Genomic DNA, 23567 nt, shown 5'->3' with positions numbered 1-23567 from the left:
AGGGAACGAGCCTGCTCGCGAAGGCGCCAGCAACACTGACACCCCATCGGGAGCAGCCCTGTCGTCAACGGGTGCGGTAGCGCAATCGGGTGCCGAAGTTCATCGACATCAGGATCTCGTCCGCGGACAACTCGGGCGGGAAGTAGGCACCGGATATTTGCGCGTGGGCCAGGCTCGCGCCCTCCAGCGATGCCTTGCGGAAGTCGATCCCGCGCAGATCGGCAGATCGGAAGTAAGCGTCGGTGAAATCCACGTCGTCTGCGTTCAGTTCGCGCAGGTCAAGGCCACGAAAATCGCCGCCACGCATGTCGACCGGACCCTGCGGACGCTCGCTGTTGAAGCCGGCGATATCGTCTTTGCGCAGCAAGGCGTACAGCGGGGTATTGAGAAGCTTGGGAAGGCTCATGTCACATCACCTGTTGGTTTTATGACGCCAGTATAGTGCCACTATTTGGCGGCCGTGAAGCCGAGCGTCGCTTCACGGCCGAAATAGTTTTCTACAGACCTGGCAGGCGTTGGCGGATCTGCGCGACCACGACGTCGAGTGTCCCGCTTTCGTTGGTCTGGACCCGTTTGCTGCAAAGGATTTCCGCTGGAGTAAGGGCTTCCCGGTTGGCTTGCTGGGCAGCGATGACGGCCAGGTTCGCATCGGAAGGGTCGTTCTGGTCGGCCTGGCGCTGCGCCAGCCAGCTTTCGATCACTGCCTGCGGTGCATTGCAGTCAAGGATCAGGAACGGAGCGCCCGTGGCTTCGGCGATTTTCGCGGCGGCATCGCGCTGGTCACGCTTGAGGTAGGTCGCGTCGATCACCACGGGGAAGCCGGCGCGCAGGATGACGTCGGCGATTTCATGCAGGCGGCCGTAAGTGGCGCTGCTGGCGTCGCTGCTATAGATGCCGGCCTGTGGATCGTTGGGCACTTGCTGCTCGCCGAACAGGCGCTTGCGCTCTACGTCCGAGCGCAGGCGAATGGCGCCCAGGGCTTCGACCAGGCGCATGGCGACGTGGCTTTTGCCGACTGCCGAAACACCGTGGGTAATGGCCAGGAAGCGTGAAGGAATGGTGCTGTAGCTTTCGGCCAGGTTGGCGTAGTTGCGGTACTGGCGCAGGGTGGTGGCGCGCTGCACTGGATCGGCTTCGGCCGGCATGCTGAACAGTGCGATCTTGGCGCGCACCAGGGCGCGGTAGGCTTTATAGAAGTTCAGCAGTTCCAGCCCGTGGTAGTCGCCGGTCAGTTCCAGGTACTGGCTGATGAAGCGTCGCGCCAGCGACTTGAGGCCACGGTCCTCCAGGTCCATCGCCAGGAACGCGGTGTCGCCGTAGACGTCGGTGAAGCGGAACGGCTCGTTGAATTCGATGCAGTCGAAAATCACCACCTTGGCGTCGATCACCGTGGCGTTGCCCAGGTGGATGTCGCCATGGCATTCGCGGATGAAGCCTTCGGCCTTGCGCTGGATGAACAGTGGCTTGAGGCGCTCGAAACTGCTGTCGGCCCACGCTTGCAGGGCTTCGAGTTGCAGCAGATCGGCCTTGTCGCTGAGGAACGGGCGAATCTGTTCGAAGTTCTGGCTCACCGGGGCCATCACGCTCTCCGGGGTGCCGGCGGCGTTATCGGCCGGGACTTTGGGTGTAGAGAGATGGAACTGGGCGATCTGCGCGGCCATTTCGTCGATGTGCGCGGTGGTCAGCTCGCCATTGGCTTGCAGCGTGCTGAGCAGTTGGCTCTGCGGGAACTGGCGCATTTTCAGCGCGTACTCGATGACCGGCCCGTCGCCACCCAGTTGAGGGGCTTCGGCGCTGCCGGTCACAGGCAGCACTTCCAGGTACAGGTCTTGGGTCAGGCGTTGGTTCAGCCGCAGTTCTTCGCCGCAAAAATGCTTGCGCGCCTCGAGGCTGGTGAAGTCGAGGAAACCGAAGTTGACCGGTTTCTTGAATTTGTAGGCGTAGGGCCCGGTGAGCAATACCCAGGAAATATGCGTCTCGATGACCTGAAACCCTTCGACGGGATGCGGGTAGAGGGCCGGGTTTTGCAGGGCAGCGATCAGGGACTGGCTCACGGGCGATCCTTCATAGTCTGGGAAAATTCACGGCCGTCATTATGGCGGCAAGTGTCGTGAACGCAAACAGGCTGGCCTGGGTGCCAAGCGGGGCCATCGGGCTCATGTTGAACCGTAGCAAAGTGCGTATAATCCGCCGCCATGACTCGTACTCGATCCCCCCGAACCCCCAAGAAACCACCCGCCAGCCGCCTTCGGCCCTGGCTGGGCTGGGCCCTTAAACTCAGCCTGGTCGGCCTCGTCGTGCTCGCCGGTTTCGCGGTCTACCTCGATGCCGTGGTCCAGGAGAAGTTCTCCGGCAAGCGCTGGACCATCCCGGCCAAGGTCTACGCCAGGCCGCTGGAGCTGTTCGTCGGACAGAAGCTGAGCCGCGACGACTTCCTGACTGAACTCGATGCCCTGGGCTATCGTCGCGAAAGCGTCGCCAATGGCCCGGGCGCGGCCTCGGTCAATGGCAATACCGTCGACCTCAACACCCGTGGCTTCCAGTTCTATGAAGGCATGGAGCAACCGCAGCCGGTGCGGGTGCGTTTTTCCGGTGACTACGTCGCGGCGCTGACCGGCGCCAATAACGCCAGCCTGTCGGTGGTGCGTCTCGAACCGCTGCTGATCGGCGGCCTGTACCCCAAGAACCTGGAAGACCGGATCCTGATCAAGATCGACCAGGTGCCACCGTTCCTGCTCGATACGCTGATCGCCGTCGAAGACCGTGATTTCTACCATCACTTTGGCGTCTCGCCCAAGTCGATTGCCCGCGCCGTCTGGGTCAACACGTCCTCGGGCCATATGCGTCAGGGTGGCAGTACCTTGACCCAGCAGTTGGTCAAGAACTTCTACCTGACCAACGAACGCAGCCTCACCCGCAAGCTCACCGAAGCCATGATGGCGCTGCTGTTGGAGCTGCATTACGACAAGCAGGAGATTCTCGAGGCCTACCTCAACGAGGTCTTCATCGGCCAGGACGGTCAGCGCGCCGTGCACGGTTTTGGTCTCGCCAGCCAGTTCTTCTTCAGCCAGCCGTTGTCCGAGCTCAAGCTGCACCAGGTGGCGTTGCTGGTGGGCATGGTCAAGGGGCCGTCTTCCTACAACCCGCGGCGTTACCCGGAACGCGCCCTCGAGCGGCGCAACCTGGTGCTCGACCTGTTGCAGCAGCAAGGCGTGGCGACGGCCGAGCAAGTGGAGGCCGCGAAGAAGATGCCGCTGGGCGTGACCAAGCGTGGCAGCCTGGCGGACAGCTCGTTCCCCGGCTTCATGGACCTGGTCAAACGCCAGTTGCGTGAAGACTACCGAGACGAGGACTTGACCGAAGAAGGGCTGCGAATTTTCACCAGCTTCGACCCGATCCTGCAGATGAAGGCCGAGGCATCGGTGGATGACACCTTCAAGCGCCTCGGCGCGCGCAAGGGCGCCGACGAAGTCGAAGCCGCCATGGTCGTGACCAACCCGGAAACCGGTGAAGTCCAGGCCATGATCGGCAGTCGCCAGGCCAGTTTCGCCGGTTTCAACCGGGCACTGGATGCGGTCCGCCCGATTGGCTCGCTGATCAAGCCGGCGGTGTACCTCACCGCCCTGGAAAAACCCAGCCAGTACACGCTGACCAGTTGGCTGTCGGACGAGGCGTTTTCGGTCAAGGGCGCCGATGGCCAGGTCTGGAAGCCGCAGAACTACGACCGGCGTTCCCACGGCACGGTCTTCCTCTATCAGGGGCTGGCGCATTCCTACAACCTGTCAACCGCTCGCCTGGGCCTTGAAGTCGGCGTGCCGAACGTGCTCAAGACCGTCGCGCGCCTGGGAGTGAGCCGCGAATTGCCGGCCTTCCCATCGATGCTGCTGGGGGCGGGCGGCCTTACGCCGATTGAAGTGGCGGCGATGTACCAGACGCTGGCCAACGGCGGCTTCAACACGCCGATGCGCGGGATTCGCAGTGTGCTGACTGCCGATGGCGAACCGCTCAAGCGGTATCCGTTCCAGATCCAGCAACGGTTCGATCCGGCGTCCATCTACCTGATCCAGAGCGCGATGCAGCGGGTCATGCGCGAAGGCACCGGCAGCTCGGTCTATAACGTGTTGCCCCGGACCCTGACCCTGGCCGGCAAGACCGGTACCAGTAACGATTCGCGTGACAGTTGGTTCGCCGGTTTCAGCCAGGATCTGCTGGCGGTGGTCTGGCTCGGCCGCGACGACAATGGCAAGACCCCGTTTACCGGTGCCACCGGCGCGCTCCAGGTCTGGACCAGTTTCATGCGCAAGGCCGACCCGTTGCCGCTGGACATGCCGCAACCGGACAATATCGTCCAGGCCTGGGTGGATTCGCGTACGGGCCAAGGCTCCGACGCCAATTGCCCGGGTGCGGTACAGATGCCGTATATTCGCGGCAGCGAGCCTCCACCCGGTGCTGCCTGTGGTAGCCAGAATCCCGCCGAATCGGTGATGGATTGGGTCAAGGACTGGATGAATTAAGCAAAGAGGGTTTCAAGTGAACAAGTGGTTGATTCCAGCGGTAACGGCCGTGGCTTTGCTCAGTGGTTGCTCTACCGTACAGCGCGGTTCGATTCCGGTCGTTGATTCCGGCACGGCGGTGTCCAACAGCGAGCGCGTCTCGGCCAATGGCGGTTTCCGGCAGACGACGGTGAAACGTCCGACCCAGGGCCAGGCCCAGGCGATTCCCCAGGGCGACTCCGGTGTCGTCGTGATGATTCCAGGTGGCGGCGCCACGACCTCGGCTCCGATCAGCAGCACGCCGATCACGCCAGGACCGATCACGCCAGGGCCTATCGAGACGTCGCCGATCAACCAGGGCAGCTACAGCATGCCTTCGACGCCGAGCAGTATCCCGTCGGCCAGCTCGGGTGGCTTGTCCGCCGATGAACAGCTGGACGGTCCGGTGCTGGCGCTGTTGACCACGGCGCAACAGCAACAGGCCGGTGGTGACCTCAACGGTGCGTCGTCGAGCCTTGAGCGTGCCCAGCGTGTTGCGCCGCGTGAGCCACAGGTCCTGTATCGCCTGGCCCAGGTGCGCATGGCCCAAGGCGACGCGCCGCAAGCCGAGCAGCTTGCCCGTCGTGGCCTGACCTTCACCAGCGGTCGTCCGGCACTTCAGGCCAGTCTGTGGGAGTTGATCGCTCAGGCCCGTGAGAAACAAGGCGATCCAGCTGGCGCGGCCCTGGCCCGTCAGAAGGCCAAGGTCTCGCTCTGATGGATACGCGTTTTCCCCAAATCGCCGATCAGCTTCTGCTGATCGAGCGGGAGCTGCGGGTCCAGGGCTGGTGGAGCGAGCAGTCGCCCTCGGCCGAAGCACTGGCCAGTGTCGAGCCATTCGCGGTCGACACCCTGGACTTCGAGCAATGGCTGCAATGGATCTTCCTGCCACGCATGAAAGCCATCCTGGAAAACGACCTGCCGCTGCCCAACGCCTCCGGCATTCTGGCGATGGCGGAGATGGTCTATGCCCAGCGCCCGGGGCAGGGCATCGAGTTGCAGCGGCTGCTGTCGCAGTTCGACCAGTTGATCAGCCGCGCCAGCTGACTTTCTTCACTGGCAGTTTTCCTCTATCTGCTTGCGGGTCTCATCGATCCGCTGGCGCCGCTGCTCGTCGCTGAGGCGGCGCATTTCACCTTCCACGTCCTCCCGTACCCTCGGGTTGTTCTGCAGTTGCGCCAGGTTGGTCCGGGCCTGCTCGCAGAACGCCTTGAGCTGGGCTTCCTGCTCGGCGACCTGTTTCTTGACCTGCTGATCGATGGCCTTCTGGTCGCCAACGACCCCACCGGACGGCGGCGACGCAGCCTTGGCGGGCGCGGGCGGGGTGGATTTGATCATGGTTGCGGCTTGCTCGCCTTCGGGCGGCTGGGCACTGAAATGGGTAACGCCCTGGGCGTCCACCCATTTATAGACCTGGCCGGCCACACAGATTGGGCTCAGGCCAACCAGCAGGCTGGCCGTCAAGAAGAACATTCGCATGCTGTTTCCTTGTCATGGGTTGCGCAATTGAAGCTAACACAGTTGCCGTTTATAGGTTTTTTCTTGCGTTCTCATGCGCTTACTTCGAATAAAGCACATTGACGTCTTGACTTGCAGAGGGCGAAACAGAAGAATCCAAAGTCCGCTGTAGAGGGACTGCCAGAAGCAGGCCCACTCGGCAGATCATGAGGCGCACATCCGCGCCGACCTGTTACACCCGCAACGCGTTACCTCGCGCTGGGTGGGAAAGGCCCGCAACACTTGGGACGATCCCAATACTTGCTCAGTCAGTGCTGACGTAGTCGGCGACCACCGTCGCTCATGCTCTGCCGAGAAGTAAACCTATTAAGACCCGTCCCCTTTCGTGGGCCGGTATTCTGGCGTTTTAGAGGTGAACAACGTGGAGCTTTTATCTGGCGGTGAGATGCTCGTCCGCTTTTTGCGCGACGAAGGCGTCAAATATATCTATGGGTACCCGGGTGGTGCTCTTCTTCATGTCTATGATGCCCTGTTCAAAGAGCCGGAAGTGACCCACATCCTGGTTCGTCACGAGCAAGCGGCGACCCACATGGCCGACGGCTATGCCCGTGCCACCGGCAAGGCCGGCGTGGTGTTGGTGACTTCCGGTCCAGGCGCCACGAACGCCATCACCGGTATCGCCACCGCCTACATGGACTCTATCCCGATGGTGATCATCTCCGGTCAGGTGCCCAGCACCATGGTCGGCACCGATGCGTTCCAGGAAACCGACATGATCGGTATCTCCCGGCCGATCGTGAAGCACAGCTTCATGATCAAGCACGCGTCGGAAATCCCCGAGGTCATGAAGAAGGCCTTCTACCTGGCTGAATCCGGTCGTCCAGGCCCGGTCGTGGTCGACGTGCCGAAAGACATGACCAACCCGGCCGAGAAGTTCGAATACATCTTCCCGAAGAAAGCCAAGCTTCGCTCCTACAGCCCGGCCGTACGCGGTCACTCCGGGCAGATCCGCAAGGCAGCCGAAATGCTCCTGGCGGCCAAGCGTCCCGTTTTGTATTCGGGTGGCGGCGTGATCCTCGGTGGTGGCTCCGCGCCGCTGACCGAACTGGCGAAAATGCTCAACCTGCCGGTGACCAATACGCTGATGGGCCTGGGTGCGTTTCCGGGCACCGATCGCCAGTTCATCGGCATGCTCGGCATGCACGGCAGCTACACCGCCAACCTGGCGATGCACCATGCCGACGTGATCCTGGCTGTTGGGGCGCGCTTCGATGACCGTGTCATCAACGGTGCGTCGAAGTTCTGCCCGAACGCCAAGATCATCCATATCGACATCGACCCGGCTTCCATCTCCAAGACGATCAAGGCAGACGTGCCTATCGTCGGTCCCGTAGAGAGCGTGCTGACCGAAATGGTCGCCATCCTCAAGGAAATCGGCGAGACCCCGAACAAGGAAGCGCTGGCCAGTTGGTGGAAGCAGGTCGATGAATGGCGCGGCGATCGCGGACTGTTCCCTTACGACAAGGGCGACGGTAGCGTGATCAAGCCGCAGACCGTGATCGAAACCCTCTGCGAAGTCACCAAGGGCGATGCCTTCGTGACCTCCGACGTGGGCCAGCACCAGATGTTCGCTGCGCAGTACTACAAGTTCAACAAGCCCAACCGCTGGATCAACTCCGGCGGCCTGGGCACCATGGGCTTCGGTTTCCCGGCGGCCATGGGCATCCAGTTGAGCTTCCCGGATGCCGACGTCGCCTGCGTCACCGGCGAGGGCAGCATCCAGATGAACATCCAGGAACTGTCCACCTGCCTGCAATACGGCTTGCCGGTGAAGATCGTGATCCTGAACAACGGTGTACTGGGTATGGTTCGCCAGTGGCAGGACATGAGCTACGGCAGCCGTCACTCGCATTCCTACATGGAATCGCTGCCTGACTTCGTCAAGCTGGCAGAGGCCTATGGTCACGTCGGCGTACGCATTACCGAGTCGAAAGACTTGAAGACGAAAATGGAGGAAGCGTTCGCCATGAAGGATCGCCTGGTGGTGATCGATATTGCGGTCGACACCAGCGAGCACGTCTACCCGATGCAGATCAAAGACGGCTCCATGCGCGATATGTGGCTGAGCAAGACGGAGCGTACCTAATCATGCGACATATTATTTCCCTGCTTCTGGAAAACGAACCGGGTGCGCTGTCTCGTGTTGTGGGCCTGTTCTCACAGCGCAACTACAACATCGAAAGCCTGACCGTGGCGCCAACCGAGGACCCGACCCTGTCGCGTCTGACGCTGACCACTGTCGGGCACGATGAGATCATCGAGCAGATCACCAAGAACCTGAACAAGCTGATCGAGGTGGTCAAGCTGGTGGACCTGTCGGAAAGTGCTCACATCGAGCGCGAACTGATGCTGGTCAAGGTCAAGGCCACCGGCGCCCAGCGCGCCGAGATCAAACGCACTACCGATATTTATCGTGGGCAGATCGTCGATGTCAGCGCCAGCGTCTATACCGTTCAATTGACCGGTACCAGCGACAAGCTCGACAGCTTCATCCAGTCGATCGGCACTGCCTCGATTCTGGAAACCGTACGCAGTGGTGTCACCGGGATTGCCCGTGGCGACAAAGTACTGAGCATCTAAACCAAATTAGCGAATGGCCTGAACGGCCGGATAGAGAGGAAATTCATGAAAGTTTTCTACGATAAAGACTGCGACCTGTCGATCATCCAGGGCAAGAAAGTCGCGATCATCGGCTACGGTTCCCAGGGCCACGCGCAAGCTTGCAACCTGAAAGACTCCGGCGTTGACGTGACCGTCGGCCTGCGTAAAGGCTCGTCCACCGTTGCCAAGGCAGAAGCCCATGGCCTGAAAGTGGCTGACGTGGCTTCCGCCGTTGCCGCTGCCGACCTGGTAATGATCCTGACCCCGGACGAATTCCAGGGCGCGCTGTACCGCGACGAGATCGAGCCGAACATCAAGAAAGGCGCAACCCTGGCCTTCTCCCACGGCTTCTCGATCCACTACAACCAGGTCGTGCCGCGTGCCGACCTCGACGTGATCATGATCGCGCCGAAGGCACCGGGCCACACCGTGCGTTCCGAGTTCGTGAAGGGCGGCGGTATCCCTGACCTGATCGCGATCTACCAGGACGCTTCGGGCAACGCCAAGAATGTCGCTCTGTCCTACGCGGCAGGTGTGGGTGGCGGTCGTACCGGCATCATCGAAACCACCTTCAAGGACGAGACCGAAACCGACCTGTTCGGCGAACAAGCCGTTCTGTGCGGCGGTACCGTCGAACTGGTGAAAGCCGGTTTCGAAACCCTGGTCGAAGCGGGCTACGCGCCAGAAATGGCTTACTTCGAGTGCCTGCACGAACTGAAGCTGATCGTTGACCTCATGTACGAAGGCGGTATCGCCAACATGAACTACTCGATCTCCAACAACGCCGAATACGGCGAGTATGTGACCGGTCCGGAAGTGATCAACGCCGAATCCCGTCAGGCCATGCGCAACGCCCTGAAACGTATTCAGGACGGCGAATACGCCAAGATGTTCATCAGCGAAGGGGCTACCGGCTATCCTTCGATGACCGCCAAGCGTCGTAACAACGCTGCGCACGGTATCGAAATCATCGGTGAGCAACTGCGCTCGATGATGCCGTGGATCAGCGCCAACAAGATCGTCGACAAAGCCAAGAACTAAGTCGCGAGCTTGATCGAAAAACGCGGCCTCGGCCGCGTTTTTTCGTTTGGGCGATGGCTTCTGGTATAAAGCTGCATCGTTTGCGGCCGAACCGTCGTCCCAGACGCCTGTCGAATTTTTTCACACCGTTGCAAGGTACTGTCCATGAGCGAACGCCCCGACGAGCCAAACCAGGCTCCTGACGCCGAAAGCCTGCTGCCCATCGATGAGCACATCGAAGAAGGCCATGACGCTGAAGGCCGTAAGGTCCGGCATCGTGGCATCTATCTGTTGCCGAATCTGTTTACCACTGCGAACCTCTTCGCCGGCTTCTATTCCATCATCAACTCCATGAGTGCCCAGGCGGCATTGAGTGCCGGCGACAGCGTGGGGGCGAGCCGCTATTTCGCTTTCGCCGCCATCGCCATCTTTGTCGCCATGGTGCTCGATGGCCTGGACGGGCGCGTGGCCCGCATGACCAACACCCAAAGCGCATTCGGCGCCGAATATGACTCCCTGTCCGACATGGTCGCCTTCGGCGTGGCGCCGGCCTTGCTGGCGTTTGGTTGGGCGTTGGGAGACATGGGCAAGGTCGGCTGGATGGTCGCCTTCATCTATGTGGCGGGGGCGGCGTTGCGCCTGGCGCGTTTCAATACCCAGGTAGGCAAGGCGGACAAGCGCTACTTCATCGGGCTCGCCAGCCCGGCCGCTGCGGGCGTGGTAGCGGGCGTCGTCTGGGCGTTCAGCGATTACGGCATACAGGGTTCGAAGATGTCGTTCCTCGTCGCGCTGCTGGTGGCGGCGGCCGGGATGCTGATGGTCAGCAACATCAAGTACAACAGCTTCAAGGAGCTGGACCTGAAGGGGCGCGTGCCATTCGTTGCGATTTTGGCGGTCGTGCTGGTGTTCGCGGTGGTCTTCAGTGATCCGCCACGCATCCTGCTGCTGATCTTCCTCGCCTACGCGGCCTCCGGTCCGGTTCAGTATTTGTTGCGTCTTCGCCGGCGCTAAACGTTGCCTTAATGTAATTTCCCCCATACTCCGCAGTCTATTGGTGCAACTGCCCTCCAATACTGCGGAGTTGTCATGCTGATCAAGATCCCCAAGTCGTCCGACTGCCGTGAATCGGACGTCACGCCCGAATCCTTCTATCTCTCCCGTCGCCAGGTACTCGGTGCATCCATGGCTGGGCTGGCCGTAAGCAGCCTGCCACGCTGGGCGAGTGCTGCCGACGCCGCACGTTATGCCGAGGTCGAGCCCGGCAAGGCGCCATCGTGGTTTACCGAGAAACTGCCGTCTATCCAATGGGGGGCGGTGACCGTCAAGAACGAAACCATCACCCCGTTCAAGGATGCAACCCACTACAACAACTTCTACGAGTTCGGCACCGACAAGGGTGACCCGGCCGCCAATGCCGGTTCCTTGAAAACCGAACCCTGGAGCGTGCTAGTGGATGGCGAGGTCGGCAAGCCGGGGCGCTATGCGTTGGAAGACTTCATGAAGCCCTATCAACTGGAGGAGCGGATCTATCGATTGCGCTGTGTCGAGGCGTGGTCAATGGTCATCCCGTGGATTGGCTTTCCCATCTCGGCGTTGCTCAAGCAGGTCGAGCCTACTTCCAAGGCTAAATACATCCGTTTCGAAACCTTGCAGGACCCTAAGGTGATGCCGGGACAGCGTTCCGGTTTTGCCCTGATCGACTGGCCTTATGTGGAAGGGCTGCGACTGGACGAGGCGATGAATCCTCTGGCCATCCTGGCAGTCGGGATGTATGGCCGCGAACTGCCCAATCAGAATGGTGCGCCTCTGCGGTTGGTGGTGCCGTGGAAGTACGGCTTCAAGAGTGTCAAGTCGATCGTGCGCATCAGCCTGGTGAGTGAGCAGCCGAAGACCACCTGGCAGAGCATTGCGGCCGATGAGTACGGCTTCTATGCCAACGTCAACCCGACGGTCGACCATCCGCGCTGGACCCAGGCCCATGAGCGTCGGTTGCCGAGCGGGCTGTTCAGTCCCAATGTTCGCGATACCTTGATGTTCAATGGTTACCAGGACGAGGTGGCCTCCCTGTATGCAGGGATGGACTTGAGGAAGGACTACTGATGCGTTTTCCAGTGTGGCGGGTGGGTGTCTTCCTTGCGGCGGCGGGCTGGCCGTTGGTTTGGCTTTACCAGGCGTTGACGAATACGTTGGGGCCTGACCCGGGCAAAGTACTGGTGGACAGGCTTGGGCTGGGCACGCTGATCCTCTTGTTGATCACCTTGAGCATGACTCCGCTGCAGAAGCTGACCGGCTGGGCGGGGTGGATGGCGGTCAGGCGCCAGTTGGGGTTGTGGTGTTTCACTTATGTCGTGCTGCACTTGAGCGGGTACGCCGCGTTCATCCTGGGCTTCGATTGGTCGCAGTTGGGTGTTGAGCTGAGCAAACGGCCCTACATTATTGTCGGCGTGCTCGGGTTTCTCGGCCTGCTGGCCTTGGCGGTTACCTCCAACCGCTACAGCCAGCGCCGGCTTGGGGGGCGCTGGAAAAAACTGCATCGTCTGGTTTACCTGATCCTCGGGCTTGGACTGCTGCACATGCTATGGATCGTGCGAGCGGACCTGAAGGAGTGGTCGATCTATGCGTCTATAGGCGCTGTACTCTTGTTGCTCAGGGTGCCGCCGATTACGCGCCGGATCCCGCGTTTACTAGGCAGGAAAGTACCTTCTGCAACAAAAGCTTAATTAAGTGTTGACGGCAGATTCCAGACGTCTATAATTCGCCCCACTTCCGGCGCAGCCGAAAAGAAAAACTCCTTGAGTTTCAATGAGTTAAACGATTTTCGGCAGTGCAGGGCTTCAGTTCATCGAAGTCCGGAAGCCGTGGATAAGGCGCTGTCGTTTGGCTTTATCAACGGTTCGATCCTCTCGGTCGAAAGCGGTGAAAAAGAGGTGTTGACAGCAGCGAACAACGCTGTAGAATTCGCCTCCCGCTAACGAGAGATCGAAAGCGCAAGTGGTTGAAGTTGTTAGTGTTTCCCACGGGAAACTTTGAAAAACTTCTTAAATAACCGCTTGACAGCAACACCAGGCGCTGTAGAATGCGCGCCTCGGTTGAGACGAAAGAATCAACCACCGCTCTTTAACAACTGAATCAAGCAATTCGTGTGGGTGCTTGTGGAGTCAGACTGCTAGTCAACAGATTATCAGCATCACAAGTTACTCCGCGAGAAATCAAAGATGTAACCAACGATTGCTGAGCCAAGTTTAGGGTTTTCTCAAAACCCAAAGATGTTTGAACTGAAGAGTTTGATCATGGCTCAGATTGAACGCTGGCGGCAGGCCTAACACATGCAAGTCGAGCGGTAGAGAGGTGCTTGCACCTCTTGAGAGCGGCGGACGGGTGAGTAATGCCTAGGAATCTGCCTGGTAGTAGGGGATAACGTTCGGAAACGAACGCTAATACCGCATACGTCCTACGGGAGAAAGCAGGGGACCTTCGGGCCTTGCGCTATCAGATGAGCCTAGGTCGGATTAGCTAGTTGGTGGGGTAATGGCTCACCAAGGCGACGATCCGTAACTGGTCTGAGAGGATGATCAGTCACACTGGAACTGAGACACGGTCCAGACTCCTACGGGAGGCAGCAGTGGGGAATATTGGACAATGGGCGAAAGCCTGATCCAGCCATGCCGCGTGTGTGAAGAAGGTCTTCGGATTGTAAAGCACTTTAAGTTGGGAGGAAGGGTTGTAGATTAATACTCTGCAATTTTGACGTTACCGACAGAATAAGCACCGGCTAACTCTGTGCCAGCAGCCGCGGTAATACAGAGGGTGCAAGCGTTAATCGGAATTACTGGGCGTAAAGCGCGCGTAGGTGGTTAGTTAAGTTGGATGTGAAATCCCCGGGCTCAACCTGGGAACTGCATTCAAAACTGACTGACTAGAGTATGGTAGAGGGTGGTGGAATTTCCTGTGTAGCGGTGAAATGCGTAGATATAGGAAGGAACACCAGTGGCGAAGGCGACCACCTGGACTGATACTGACACTGAGGTGCGAAAGCGTGGGGAGCAAACAGGATTAGATACCCTGGTAGTCCACGCCGTAAACGATGTCAACTAGCCGTTGGGAGCCTTGAGCTCTTAGTGGCGCAGCTAACGCATTAAGTTGACCGCCTGGGGAGTACGGCCGCAAGGTTAAAACTCAAATGAATTGACGGGGGCCCGCACAAGCGGTGGAGCATGTGGTTTAATTCGAAGCAACGCGAAGAACCTTACCAGGCCTTGACATCCAATGAACTTTCTAGAGATAGATTGGTGCCTTCGGGAACATTGAGACAGGTGCTGCATGGCTGTCGTCAGCTCGTGTCGTGAGATGTTGGGTTAAGTCCCGTAACGAGCGCAACCCTTGTCCTTAGTTACCAGCACGTAATGGTGGGCACTCTAAGGAGACTGCCGGTGACAAACCGGAGGAAGGTGGGGATGACGTCAAGTCATCATGGCCCTTACGGCCTGGGCTACACACGTGCTACAATGGTCGGTACAGAGGGTTGCCAAGCCGCGAGGTGGAGCTAATCCCATAAAACCGATCGTAGTCCGGATCGCAGTCTGCAACTCGACTGCGTGAAGTCGGAATCGCTAGTAATCGCGAATCAGAATGTCGCGGTGAATACGTTCCCGGGCCTTGTACACACCGCCCGTCACACCATGGGAGTGGGTTGCACCAGAAGTAGCTAGTCTAACCTTCGGGAGGACGGTTACCACGGTGTGATTCATGACTGGGGTGAAGTCGTAACAAGGTAGCCGTAGGGGAACCTGCGGCTGGATCACCTCCTTAATCGACGACATCAGCTGCTCCATAAGTTCCCACACGAATTGCTTGATTCATTGAAGAAGACGAAAAGAAGCAGCCCGAAATTGGGTCTGTAGCTCAGTTGGTTAGAGCGCACCCCTGATAAGGGTGAGGTCGGCAGTTCGAATCTGCCCAGACCCACCAATTTTGTGTGGGAAACGCCTGTAGAAATACGGGGCCATAGCTCAGCTGGGAGAGCGCCTGCCTTGCACGCAGGAGGTCAACGGTTCGATCCCGTTTGGCTCCACCACTACTGCTTCTGTTTGTAGAAAGCTTAGAAATGAGCATTCCATCATTGTGATGGTGAATGTTGATTTCTAGTCTTTGACTAGTTCGTTCTTTAAAAATTTGGGTATGTGATAGAAAGATAGACTGAACGTTACTTTCACTGGTAACGGATCAGGCTAAGGTAAAATTTGTGAGTTCTCTTAATTGAGAAATTCGAATTTTCGGCGAATGTCGTCTTCACAGTATAACCAGATTGCTTGGGGTTATATGGTCAAGTGAAGAAGCGCATACGGTGGATGCCTTGGCAGTCAGAGGCGATGAAAGACGTGGTAGCCTGCGAAAAGCTTCGGGGAGTCGGCAAACAGACTTTGATCCGGAGATGTCTGAATGGGGGAACCCAGCCATCATAAGATGGTTATCTTGTACTGAATACATAGGTGCAAGAGGCGAACCAGGGGAACTGAAACATCTAAGTACCCTGAGGAAAAGAAATCAACCGAGATTCCCTTAGTAGTGGCGAGCGAACGGGGACTAGCCCTTAAGTGGCTTTGAGATTAGCGGAACGCTCTGGAAAGTGCGGCCATAGTGGGTGATAGCCCTGTACGCGAAAATCTCTTAGTCATGAAATCGAGTAGGACGGAGCACGAGAAACTTTGTCTGAATATGGGGGGACCATCCTCCAAGGCTAAATACTACTGACTGACCGATAGTGAACTAGTACCGTGAGGGAAAGGCGAAAAGAACCCCGGAGAGGGGAGTGAAATAGATCCTGAAACCGTATGCGTACAAGCAGTGGGAGCCCACTTTGTTGGGTGACTGCGTACCTTTTGTATAATGGGTCAGCGACTTATTTTCAGTGGCGAGCTTAACCGAATAGGGGAGGCGTAGCGAAAGCGAGTCTTAATAGGGCGTCTAGTCGCTGGGAATAGACCCGAAACCGGGCGATCTATCCATGGGCAGGTTGAAGGTTGGGTAACACTAACTGGAGGACCGAACCGACTACCGTTGAAAAGTTAGCGGATGACCTGTGGATCGGAGTGAAAGGCTAATCAAGCTCGGAGATAGCTGGTTCTCCTCGAAAGCTATTTAGGTAGCGCCTCATGTATCACTGTAGGGGGTAGAGCACTGTTTCGGCTAGGGGGTCATCCCGACTTACCAAACCGATGCAAACTCCGAATACCTACAAGTGCCGAGCATGGGAGACACACGGCGGGTGCTAACGTCCGTCGTGAAAAGGGAAACAACCCAGACCGTCAGCTAAGGTCCCAAAGTTATGGTTAAGTGGGAAACGATGTGGGAAGGCTTAGACAGCTAGGAGGTTGGCTTAGAAGCAGCCACCCTTTAAAGAAAGCGTAATAGCTCACTAGTCGAGTCGGCCTGCGCGGAAGATGTAACGGGGCTCAAACCATACACCGAAGCTACGGGTATCACCCTCGGGTGATGCGGTAGAGGAGCGTTCTGTAAGCCTGTGAAGGTGAGTTGAGAAGCTTGCTGGAGGTATCAGAAGTGCGAATGCTGACATGAGTAACGACAATGGGTGTGAAAAACACCCACGCCGAAAGACCAAGGTTTCCTGCGCAACGTTAATCGACGCAGGGTTAGTCGGTCCCTAAGGCGAGGCTGAAAAGCGTAGTCGATGGAAAACAGGTTAATATTCCTGTACTTCTGGTTATTGCGATGGAGGGACGGAGAAGGCTAGGCCAGCTTGGCGTTGGTTGTCCAAGTTTAAGGTGGTAGGCTGGAATCTTAGGTAAATCCGGGATTCTAAGGCCGAGAGCTGATGACGAGTTACCCTTTGGGTGACGAAGTGGTTGATGCCATGCTTCCAAGAAAAGCTTCTAAGCTTCAGGTAACCAGGAACCGTACCCCAAACCGACACAGGTGGTTGGGTAGAGAATACCAAGGCGCTTGAGAGAACTCGGGTGAAGGAACTAGGCAAAATGGCACCGTAACTTCGGGAGAAGGTGCGCCGGTGAGGGTGAAGCACTTGCTGCGTAAGCCCACGCCGGTCGAAGATACCAGGCCGCTGCGACTGTTTATTAAAAACACAGCACTCTGCAAACACGAAAGTGGACGTATAGGGTGTGACGCCTGCCCGGTGCCGGAAGGTTAATTGATGGGGTTAGCTAACGCGAAGCTCTTGATCGAAGCCCCGGTAAACGGCGGCCGTAACTATAACGGTCCTAAGGTAGCGAAATTCCTTGTCGGGTAAGTTCCGACCTGCACGAATGGCGTAACGATGGCGGCGCTGTCTCCACCCGAGACTCAGTGAAATTGAAATCGCTGTGAAGATGCAGTGTATCCGCGGCTAGACGGAAAGACCCCGTGAACCTTTACTATAGCTTTGCACTGGACTTTGAATTTGCTTGTGTAGGATAGGTGGGAGGCTTTGAAGCGTGGACGCCAGTCTGCGTGGAGCCATCCTTGAAATACCACCCTGGCAACTTTGAGGTTCTAACTCAGGTCCGTTATCCGGATCGAGGACAGTGTATGGTGGGTAGTTTGACTGGGGCGGTCTCCTCCTAAAGAGTAACGGAGGAGTACGAAGGTGCGCTCAGACCGGTCGGAAATCGGTCGTAGAGTATAAAGGCAAAAGCGCGCTTGACTGCGAGACAGACACGTCGAGCAGGTACGAAAGTAGGTCTTAGTGATCCGGTGGTTCTGTATGGAAGGGCCATCGCTCAACGGATAAAAGGTACTCCGGGGATAACAGGCTGATACCGCCCAAGAGTTCATATCGACGGCGGTGTTTGGCACCTCGATGTCGGCTCATCACATCCTGGGGCTGAAGCCGGTCCCAAGGGTATGGCTGTTCGCCATTTAAAGTGGTACGCGAGCTGGGTTTAGAACGTCGTGAGACAGTTCGGTCCCTATCTGCCGTGGACGTTTGAGATTTGAGAGGGGCTGCTCCTAGTACGAGAGGACCGGAGTGGACGAACCTCTGGTGTTCCGGTTGTCACGCCAGTGGCATTGCCGGGTAGCTATGTTCGGAAAAGATAACCGCTGAAAGCATCTAAGCGGGAAACTTGCCTCAAGATGAGATCTCACTGGAGCCTTGAGCTCCCTGAAGGGCCGTCGAAGACTACGACGTTGATAGGCAGGGTGTGTAAGCGCTGTGAGGCGTTGAGCTAACCTGTACTAATTGCCCGTGAGGCTTGACCATATAACACCCAAGCAATTTGCGCTTAGAAAGCCAGATTGCGGTGTGGTGAAGACGAAACGAACCGAAAGTTTGCGGCTCACACCCGATCACATACCCGATTTGCTGGAACGCTGAAAAGCGCGCTGGCTCAAGAATTTCTTGACGACCATAGAGCATTGGAACCACCTGATCCCATCCCGAACTCAGCAGTGAAACGATGCATCGCCGATGGTAGTGTGGGGTTTCCCCATGTGAGAGTAGGTCATCGTCAAGATTAAATTCCGAAACCCCAATTGCGAAAGCAGTTGGGGTTTTGTTTTAGTAGAAGTTATCGATTTTCTCCGGCTCGTTGTTGTTGAACGGGCGGGACACAGAATTTCTTGACGACCATAGAGCATTGGAACCACCTGATCCCATCCCGAACTCAGAAGTGAAACGATGCATCGCCGATGGTAGTGTGGGGTTTCCCCATGTGAGAGTAGGTCATCGTCAAGATTGAATTCCCAAAACCCCTGTCTGCTGACGCAGACAGGGGTTTTGTCGTTTTGGGCCGGTAATCGGATCAAGCGCTGATTGTCCGTGATGCCCCGGCAAACCCCGTTGCCGTTGCTATGCTGTGATAGTCGGGGTACCTCGAACCAAGGGCCCGCGACGTCACTGGTCATGGGGATTCCAATAATGAAAAACCCTTATGCTCCTGGCTTCTGGTGCGCGATTGCGGCGTTGTTGCTGCTCTCGGCCACCTACTTCTATGGCGTCATGCTCACTCACCAGATCGACAAGGCGCTGCTCTTCCTGGACAGCGCGGCGGCGTTGATCGGTGTGATCTCCATCGCAACCGTGGCCTGGGCATCCTTGCAAGGCCAACGCATCAAGAAAAAACACCTTGAGCAAGGCAAGACCCTGGTGCTGATCTGGGACACCAAGGTGGCGCTGCGGCGAGTGGAAACAGTGTTCGACCGATACTTCTGGGGCAGCTACTGGCAGCCGGGCCGCACTTTTCAGGAGGTCATGGGAGAGCTCACCGGCACTCCGCTGGAAAAGAGTCTCGAAGCCCTGAAGGTCCAATGCGCCGCCTTGGACAAGCAAGTCACCCAGGACGGTTGGCATTGGCTCAATAACGCACGTGAGCTGTGTGATGTCGCTAACGCCATGGCCCGGGAGCGCTACCAGCTGGATTTCTGCGACTCGCGGGCTGACTCATCTGGCGCCGCGGTGATCAACCGTGATTTCGAAGTGCTGGTCTACACATGGAGCGCCCGGCTCAAGACCTTCGACCATCAACTCGACGAAATTGAAGTCCAATATTCGTAGACCACCTCTCAAGAACAGGTTTTTACCCCTTTAAACATTGGGCCCGAAGGCCTGCGTGATGGTAATCTCCCCTCCACTTCACGGCGTCGAGCCACACCCCTTTGCGGGTCAGGGAAGACGACGGCTTTCTTCAACCATGGATATCAATCGGGTCACTCATGAATAAATCAGCAAGCGTACTTCTGGGTATCGTCGTGGCGGTCGGTGCGATCAGCGCGGGAGGCGCGTGGTACACCGGCACCAAGCTCGAAGGCGTGCTGCAAAAAGCGATTGTCGACAGCAACAAGCAAATGCAAACGGCCATGGCAGGTTCCAATAGCACCGCCGTCCTGGAGCTGGTTTCCATGGAACGTGGCACGTTCAGCAGCACCGCTCACTATCGTCTCAAGGGTGAGGGCGAGGTGTTTGGTGGTGAGCCGGTCGAGCTGCTGCTCGTCGACAAGATCGAACACGGTCCAATCCCGTTCTCGCGTTTGGTAACGCTCAAGTGGTTGCCAGTCATGGCCACCAGCCATACCGAGCTGGAGCCCAACCCGCTGACTGAAAAGTGGTTCGCTGCCACCCAGGGCAAGTCGCCGCTCAAGGGCGTGACCAACCTGGGTTATGACGAGTCCTTCAACGGCACCTATGAACTGTTGCCGCTGGACACCAAGCTGGATGAGAAAACCCAGCTGATCTTCTCTGGCCTGAAAATCGATATGGCCGCCAGTGCCCAAGGGCAGAAGGTCAAGGCTGACGGCTACATGGACAGCATCAAGCTGACCACGGTCAGCGAAGACCAGACACCGGTGCACGTCGAGGTAAACGGCCTGACGCTGGCCAGCAATCTGAGCAAAAGCACCTATGGCTACTACATGGGTGACAACACCGTATTGCTGAGCAACATCAAGTCCACCTTTGGCGAGCCGAAGTCGGTGCTGGGCCTGAAAAACCTGGAGATGAAGAACAGCAGCTCCGAAAACGGCACCAGTGCCTCCGGGCGCGCCGACTACAAGATCGGTGAGCTGTCGTACAACGACAAGACCATCGGTGCTGCGCAGATGGCTGTGAGCCTGAAGAACCTGGACATTCCGGCCACGATGTCGCTGATGCAGATCTACCAGACCAAGCTGCAACCCTACGAGAAAGCCGCCGCTGAAGCCGCTGCTGCCGGCGAGCCAACGCCTGAGTTGAACCTGACTGAAGCCGAGGAAGCGCAGGTCAAAGCCGATCTGGAGAGGATCCTGGCCGGCGCCCCGCAAATCGCTTTGGAGAACCTGTCGTTCAGTACCGCCAACGGTGAAAGCCGTGCGAGCCTGGTCGTCGACCTGGCCAAGCCGCAATCCATGGACCTGCCGCCTGATGAGCTGGGCCGCCAACTGCTCGCCCTGCTGGAGTTCAACCTCAAGGTGTCCAAGCCGATGCTGGCGGACCTGATCACTGTTCAGGCCCAGATGGAAGGCCAGACGGATGCCAAGATGATCGCCGACCAGGCCACCGCCACCAGCGATATGTTCAGTGCCATGGCCGTTGGCACGCAGCTGGCGACGCTTGATGGCAATGACGTGGTGACCAAGCTGCACTACGCCAACAATCAGGTTGATTTCAACGGTCAGAAGATGACAGTGGAGCAATTCACCGCGTTTGTGATGAATCAGATTGGCGGTGGCGTCGCGGTCCAGTAAACCGCCTCGCGCTGCATCCAGGCCGGCCCGTGCACTGCGCACGGGCCGGTTTTTTTTCGCCCGCGAAACCTTCGTTGAAATCTGTATCGATTCTGAAGAATTGTGGCGTTGCGAAAGATGACCGCTCGGACAGTGCAAAACTAAGCCCATTAGAGCTTGGCTGGATTCCTTTGATCCGGCTTCCTGTTTGATGGGCAAGGGGGCACTGCGACCCGGCTGGCCATGTAAGGATGCTGACGAATGCCGCGTACCGTGGGTCCCTTTATTCAACGTGGTTTACGCCCGCTGTTTCGCATGGCGCTGTGCGGTCAATTGTGCTGGCCGATGCTCGCGTTTGCCGACACGGCTTATGACCAGAAGGTGCTCGATGCCCGAGCGGGTCACTACACGCCCGCCTTGACCGTGTTGCGCCAGGTTCCGGCCGGCCAGGCCAGCGCCGGGCAAATCAGTGATCATCTGCAGATCGCCAGTTGGGCCGGCCTCGATGCCGAGGTGGTCGACGTCTATGAAACCCAAGGTCGTTATCGCGACCTGCCGGTCCAGGCACTGAGCGCAACGGCCCGCGCCTATCGCAATCTCAAACGCTGGGACGCGGCGGCGCAGGTGTATCGCCAGGCGTTGCGGATCGACCCACAGAACCCGGACCTGCAACTGGGCCTGGCCCTGACCCAGGCCGATGGCGGCAAACCCGATGAAGCCGTCAGCCGCGCCCGGGCTCTGGTCCAAGCGAAGCCAGCGGACCCGATGCGCCGAATGGCCCTGGGCTACGCCCTGACCCGGGCCAACAATCCCCACGAGGCGTTGTTCGAATACGATCAGGCCTTCGCGCGCGCCGGCCACAACCCCGAAGTCGCCCGCGAATACATCGTCGCCCTGCAACGGGCGCGTTTGCCCGAGCCGGCGCTGCGCCTGGCCCGCCTGCAACCAGGGTTGATCGACCGGGGCATACAGCGCCGCCTGGAAGGCGATGTGGCGGCCGAACGGGTACGCCTGTCGGACATGACCAGCCGCGGCGAACAGGAACGCTTCGTCATTGCCGACCGCGCCCTGGCCGACTACGACAAGCTGCTCGCCACCTGGACCCCGGTGGCGGAGGCCCATGACGACGTGGTGCGTTGGCGAATCGACCGCATGGGCGCCCTCAATGCCCGTGCCCGCCGTGCTGAAGTCATTACCGAATACCAGAAGCTGCTCGCCGAAGGGGTGGGCATTCCGACTTATGCCCTGCGTTGGGTGGCCTCCTCGTACCTGGAGCAGCGGGAGCCGGAGATCGCCGTCGACCTGTACCGACGGATACTCGCGGCGCCGGATGCCGATCCGGCGGACCGCTTCGAAGACAGCACCGCGCTCTACTACGCGCTGCTGGAAAGTGAGCAGTCCGAAGAAGCCCGCGCCTTGGCCGAAGACATGGCCAAGTCCCAACGCCCGCGCATCGAGCTCAAGGGCTTGCCGATCGGCAACCCCAACGACGAATGGATGGACGCCCAGCAGTTGGCTGCCCAGGCCGGAACTTACGGGGCCGATCTGCCCTCGGCCGAGACTCGCCTGGAAAATCTGGTCAGCCAGGGTCCCGGCAACACCGGCATGCGCCTGGCCCAGGCCGATCTGTACCAGGCCCGTGACTGGCCACGCCGTTCGGAAAGCCTGCTCAAGGAAATCGAGGCGACGATCCCGCGCAACCGTGACCTGGAAATTGCCCAGGCCCGTGCCGCGATGGATTTGCAGGAGTGGCGGCAATTGGATGCACTGACCGACGACGTGGTCGCGCGCTACCCGGAAAATGCCCACGTCAAACGCCTGCAACGCCAGCGTGAAGTGCACGACATGGCCGAGCTGCGTATCGAAGCCTACACCGGCAAGAGTTATGGCGGCGGCAACGGTGACGCGGGGGCCGTCACCGGTAGCCGGGACTTTGGTATCGAAACGCTGCTCTACAGCCCGCCGATCGACGAAGACTGGCGGCTGTTCGGCGGCACCGGCTACGCCACCGGTGATTTCGAGGAAGGCACCGGCCATCACCGCTGGCAACGCCTGGGCGTGGAGCGGCGCGCGCGTGACATGACGCTGGAAGCCGAGGTGTCCAACCACGACTACGGCTCCGGCGACAAACAGGGCGCGCGCCTGGCGATGGCCCTGGACGTCAATGATCATTGGCAATACGGCGGCAGCCTGGATTACCTCTCGGCGAACACCCCCTTGCGAGCGCTCAACAGCGGCGTCCGGGCCAATGGTGGCAGTGGTTTCGTGCGTTGGCGGGCCAATGAAAGCCGCGAGTGGCGACTGACCGTCAGCCCGTCTCATTTCAGCGATGGCAATAACCGCCTCGAGACCCAGTTGACTGGTCGCGAGGGCCTCTACAGCGCGCCGCGCCTGCAAGTGGAACTGGGGCTGGAGGTGGCGGCCAGCCGCAACAGTGGTTCCAACGAAGTGCCCTACTTCAACCCCAAGTCGGACTTGAGCGTCATGCCGACGGTGCTCGCCAACCATGTGCTGTATCGCCGTTACGAAACCACCTGGAGTCAGCAATTTCAGGTCGGCGCGGGGGCCTACAGCCAGCGTGACTACAGCACCGTTGCCACGGGATTGCTCAGCTACGGCCAGCGTTTCATCTGGAACGACGTGGTCGAGGCCGGTGCCGCTCTGAGCTGGCTCAACCGCCCTTACGACGGCGATCGCGAAAGCGACCTGCGCCTGCTTGTCGACCTCACCTACCGCTTCTAGAAG

Annotated in this window: 15 protein-coding genes, 2 tRNA genes and 4 rRNA genes; 18 read left to right on the top strand and 3 right to left on the bottom strand. The window is 58.6% G+C overall.

What is annotated here, in order from left to right:
• Positions 1 to 64: 64 nt before the first annotated feature.
• Positions 65 to 406 (bottom strand): pentapeptide repeat-containing protein, encoded by a 342-nt coding sequence (locus tag VM99_07445; GenBank protein ID AKJ97898.1) that lies wholly within the window; start codon positions 404 to 406, stop codon positions 65 to 67.
• Positions 407 to 497: 91 nt separating this feature from the next.
• Positions 498 to 2054, bottom strand: a complete 1557-nt coding sequence (locus VM99_07440; GenBank protein ID AKJ97897.1) for a hypothetical protein — start codon at positions 2052 to 2054, stop codon at positions 498 to 500.
• A 141-nt stretch (positions 2055 to 2195) separates the two neighbouring features.
• On the opposite strand from VM99_07440, the gene VM99_07435 reads away from it, so the two are divergent.
• The 3 genes from VM99_07435 to VM99_07425 are packed head-to-tail and all read left to right on the top strand — an operon-like array spanning position 2196 to position 5579.
• Positions 2196 to 4514 (top strand): penicillin-binding protein, encoded by a 2319-nt coding sequence (locus tag VM99_07435; GenBank protein AKJ97896.1) that lies wholly within the window; start codon positions 2196 to 2198, stop codon positions 4512 to 4514.
• 16 nt (positions 4515 to 4530) lie between these two features.
• On the top strand, positions 4531 to 5250 hold the full coding sequence (locus VM99_07430; protein ID AKJ97895.1) for a lipoprotein: 720 nt from the start codon (positions 4531 to 4533) through the stop codon (positions 5248 to 5250).
• Positions 5250 to 5579, top strand: a complete 330-nt coding sequence (locus VM99_07425; GenBank protein ID AKJ97894.1) for a pseudouridine synthase — start codon at positions 5250 to 5252, stop codon at positions 5577 to 5579. Before VM99_07430 ends, VM99_07425 begins: the two co-directional genes overlap by 1 nt.
• A 6-nt stretch (positions 5580 to 5585) precedes the next feature.
• On the opposite strand, the gene VM99_07420 is transcribed toward VM99_07425, so the two are convergent.
• Positions 5586 to 6011, bottom strand: coding sequence for a glycosyltransferase (locus VM99_07420; GenBank protein AKJ97893.1), 426 nt, complete (start codon positions 6009 to 6011; stop codon positions 5586 to 5588).
• Between the two features lie 400 nt (positions 6012 to 6411).
• Here VM99_07420 and VM99_07415 point away from each other — a divergent pair, with 400 nt between their 5' ends.
• From VM99_07415 to VM99_07345, 15 genes are all read left to right on the top strand, one after another.
• Positions 6412 to 8136: an acetolactate synthase 3 catalytic subunit gene (locus VM99_07415; GenBank protein ID AKK01711.1), complete on the top strand. Its 1725-nt coding sequence runs from the start codon at positions 6412 to 6414 to the stop codon at positions 8134 to 8136.
• A 2-nt stretch (positions 8137 to 8138) separates the two neighbouring features.
• Complete coding sequence (gene ilvH / locus VM99_07410; protein AKJ97892.1) at positions 8139 to 8630, top strand: acetolactate synthase 3 regulatory subunit; 492 nt, start codon at positions 8139 to 8141, stop codon at positions 8628 to 8630.
• 45 nt (positions 8631 to 8675) lie between these two features.
• On the top strand, positions 8676 to 9692 hold the full coding sequence (locus VM99_07405) for a ketol-acid reductoisomerase (protein AKJ97891.1): 1017 nt from the start codon (positions 8676 to 8678) through the stop codon (positions 9690 to 9692).
• Between the two features lie 144 nt (positions 9693 to 9836).
• On the top strand, positions 9837 to 10682 hold the full coding sequence (locus VM99_07400) for a CDP-diacylglycerol--serine O-phosphatidyltransferase (GenBank protein AKJ97890.1): 846 nt from the start codon (positions 9837 to 9839) through the stop codon (positions 10680 to 10682).
• A gap of 75 nt (positions 10683 to 10757) precedes the next feature.
• Positions 10758 to 11771, top strand: a complete 1014-nt coding sequence (locus tag VM99_07395; protein AKJ97889.1) for a sulfoxide reductase catalytic subunit YedY — start codon at positions 10758 to 10760, stop codon at positions 11769 to 11771.
• Positions 11771 to 12391: a sulfite oxidase gene (locus VM99_07390; protein AKJ97888.1), complete on the top strand. Its 621-nt coding sequence runs from the start codon at positions 11771 to 11773 to the stop codon at positions 12389 to 12391. Before VM99_07395 ends, VM99_07390 begins: the two co-directional genes overlap by 1 nt.
• A 552-nt stretch (positions 12392 to 12943) precedes the next feature.
• Positions 12944 to 14490 (top strand): 16S ribosomal RNA (locus VM99_07385).
• A 72-nt stretch (positions 14491 to 14562) separates the two neighbouring features.
• Positions 14563 to 14639, top strand: a tRNA-Ile gene (locus tag VM99_07380).
• Between the two features lie 30 nt (positions 14640 to 14669).
• A tRNA-Ala gene (locus tag VM99_07375) sits at positions 14670 to 14745 on the top strand.
• Between the two features lie 240 nt (positions 14746 to 14985).
• Positions 14986 to 17903 (top strand): 23S ribosomal RNA (locus tag VM99_07370).
• 120 nt (positions 17904 to 18023) lie between these two features.
• Positions 18024 to 18139: ribosomal RNA gene (locus VM99_07365) — 5S ribosomal RNA — on the top strand.
• 105 nt (positions 18140 to 18244) lie between these two features.
• A 5S ribosomal RNA gene (locus VM99_07360) occupies positions 18245 to 18360 on the top strand.
• Together the 16S, 23S and 5S rRNA genes with 2 tRNA genes alongside form the textbook arrangement of a ribosomal RNA operon.
• Before the next feature lie 183 nt (positions 18361 to 18543).
• Entirely contained in the window at positions 18544 to 19179 is a 636-nt protein-coding gene (locus tag VM99_07355; protein AKJ97887.1) for an NADH:ubiquinone oxidoreductase subunit N, read from the top strand.
• A gap of 158 nt (positions 19180 to 19337) precedes the next feature.
• On the top strand, positions 19338 to 20843 hold the full coding sequence (locus VM99_07350) for a hypothetical protein (GenBank protein ID AKJ97886.1): 1506 nt from the start codon (positions 19338 to 19340) through the stop codon (positions 20841 to 20843).
• 240 nt (positions 20844 to 21083) lie between these two features.
• Complete coding sequence (locus tag VM99_07345) at positions 21084 to 23564, top strand: membrane protein (protein AKJ97885.1); 2481 nt, start codon at positions 21084 to 21086, stop codon at positions 23562 to 23564.
• Positions 23565 to 23567 lie beyond the last annotated feature (3 nt).

It is taken from the genome of Pseudomonas chlororaphis, from assembly GCA_001023535.1.
GTDB classification, from domain to species: domain Bacteria; phylum Pseudomonadota; class Gammaproteobacteria; order Pseudomonadales; family Pseudomonadaceae; genus Aquipseudomonas; species Aquipseudomonas chlororaphis_E.
The sequence above is the reverse complement of the archived record's forward strand: the minus strand, read 5'-3'. Positions and strand labels throughout refer to the sequence as shown.

Excerpts from the sequence above, each read along its gene's own strand:
- VM99_07400 (AKJ97890.1), top strand. The coding sequence starts at position 9,837 with ATGAGCGAACGCCCCGACGAGCCAAACCAGGCTCCTGACGCCGAAAGC.
- VM99_07395 (AKJ97889.1), top strand. The coding sequence starts at position 10,758 with ATGCTGATCAAGATCCCCAAGTCGTCCGACTGCCGTGAATCGGACGTC.
- VM99_07350 (AKJ97886.1), top strand. The coding sequence starts at position 19,338 with ATGAATAAATCAGCAAGCGTACTTCTGGGTATCGTCGTGGCGGTCGGT.
- VM99_07390 (AKJ97888.1), top strand. The coding sequence starts at position 11,771 with ATGCGTTTTCCAGTGTGGCGGGTGGGTGTCTTCCTTGCGGCGGCGGGC.
- VM99_07405 (AKJ97891.1), top strand. The coding sequence starts at position 8,676 with ATGAAAGTTTTCTACGATAAAGACTGCGACCTGTCGATCATCCAGGGC.
- VM99_07420 (AKJ97893.1), bottom strand. The coding sequence starts at position 6,011 with ATGCGAATGTTCTTCTTGACGGCCAGCCTGCTGGTTGGCCTGAGCCCA.
- VM99_07345 (AKJ97885.1), top strand. The coding sequence starts at position 21,084 with ATGCCGCGTACCGTGGGTCCCTTTATTCAACGTGGTTTACGCCCGCTG.
- VM99_07435 (AKJ97896.1), top strand. The coding sequence starts at position 2,196 with ATGACTCGTACTCGATCCCCCCGAACCCCCAAGAAACCACCCGCCAGC.
- ilvH (AKJ97892.1), top strand. The coding sequence starts at position 8,139 with ATGCGACATATTATTTCCCTGCTTCTGGAAAACGAACCGGGTGCGCTG.
- VM99_07445 (AKJ97898.1), bottom strand. The coding sequence starts at position 406 with ATGAGCCTTCCCAAGCTTCTCAATACCCCGCTGTACGCCTTGCTGCGC.
- VM99_07425 (AKJ97894.1), top strand. The coding sequence starts at position 5,250 with ATGGATACGCGTTTTCCCCAAATCGCCGATCAGCTTCTGCTGATCGAG.
- VM99_07355 (AKJ97887.1), top strand. The coding sequence starts at position 18,544 with ATGAAAAACCCTTATGCTCCTGGCTTCTGGTGCGCGATTGCGGCGTTG.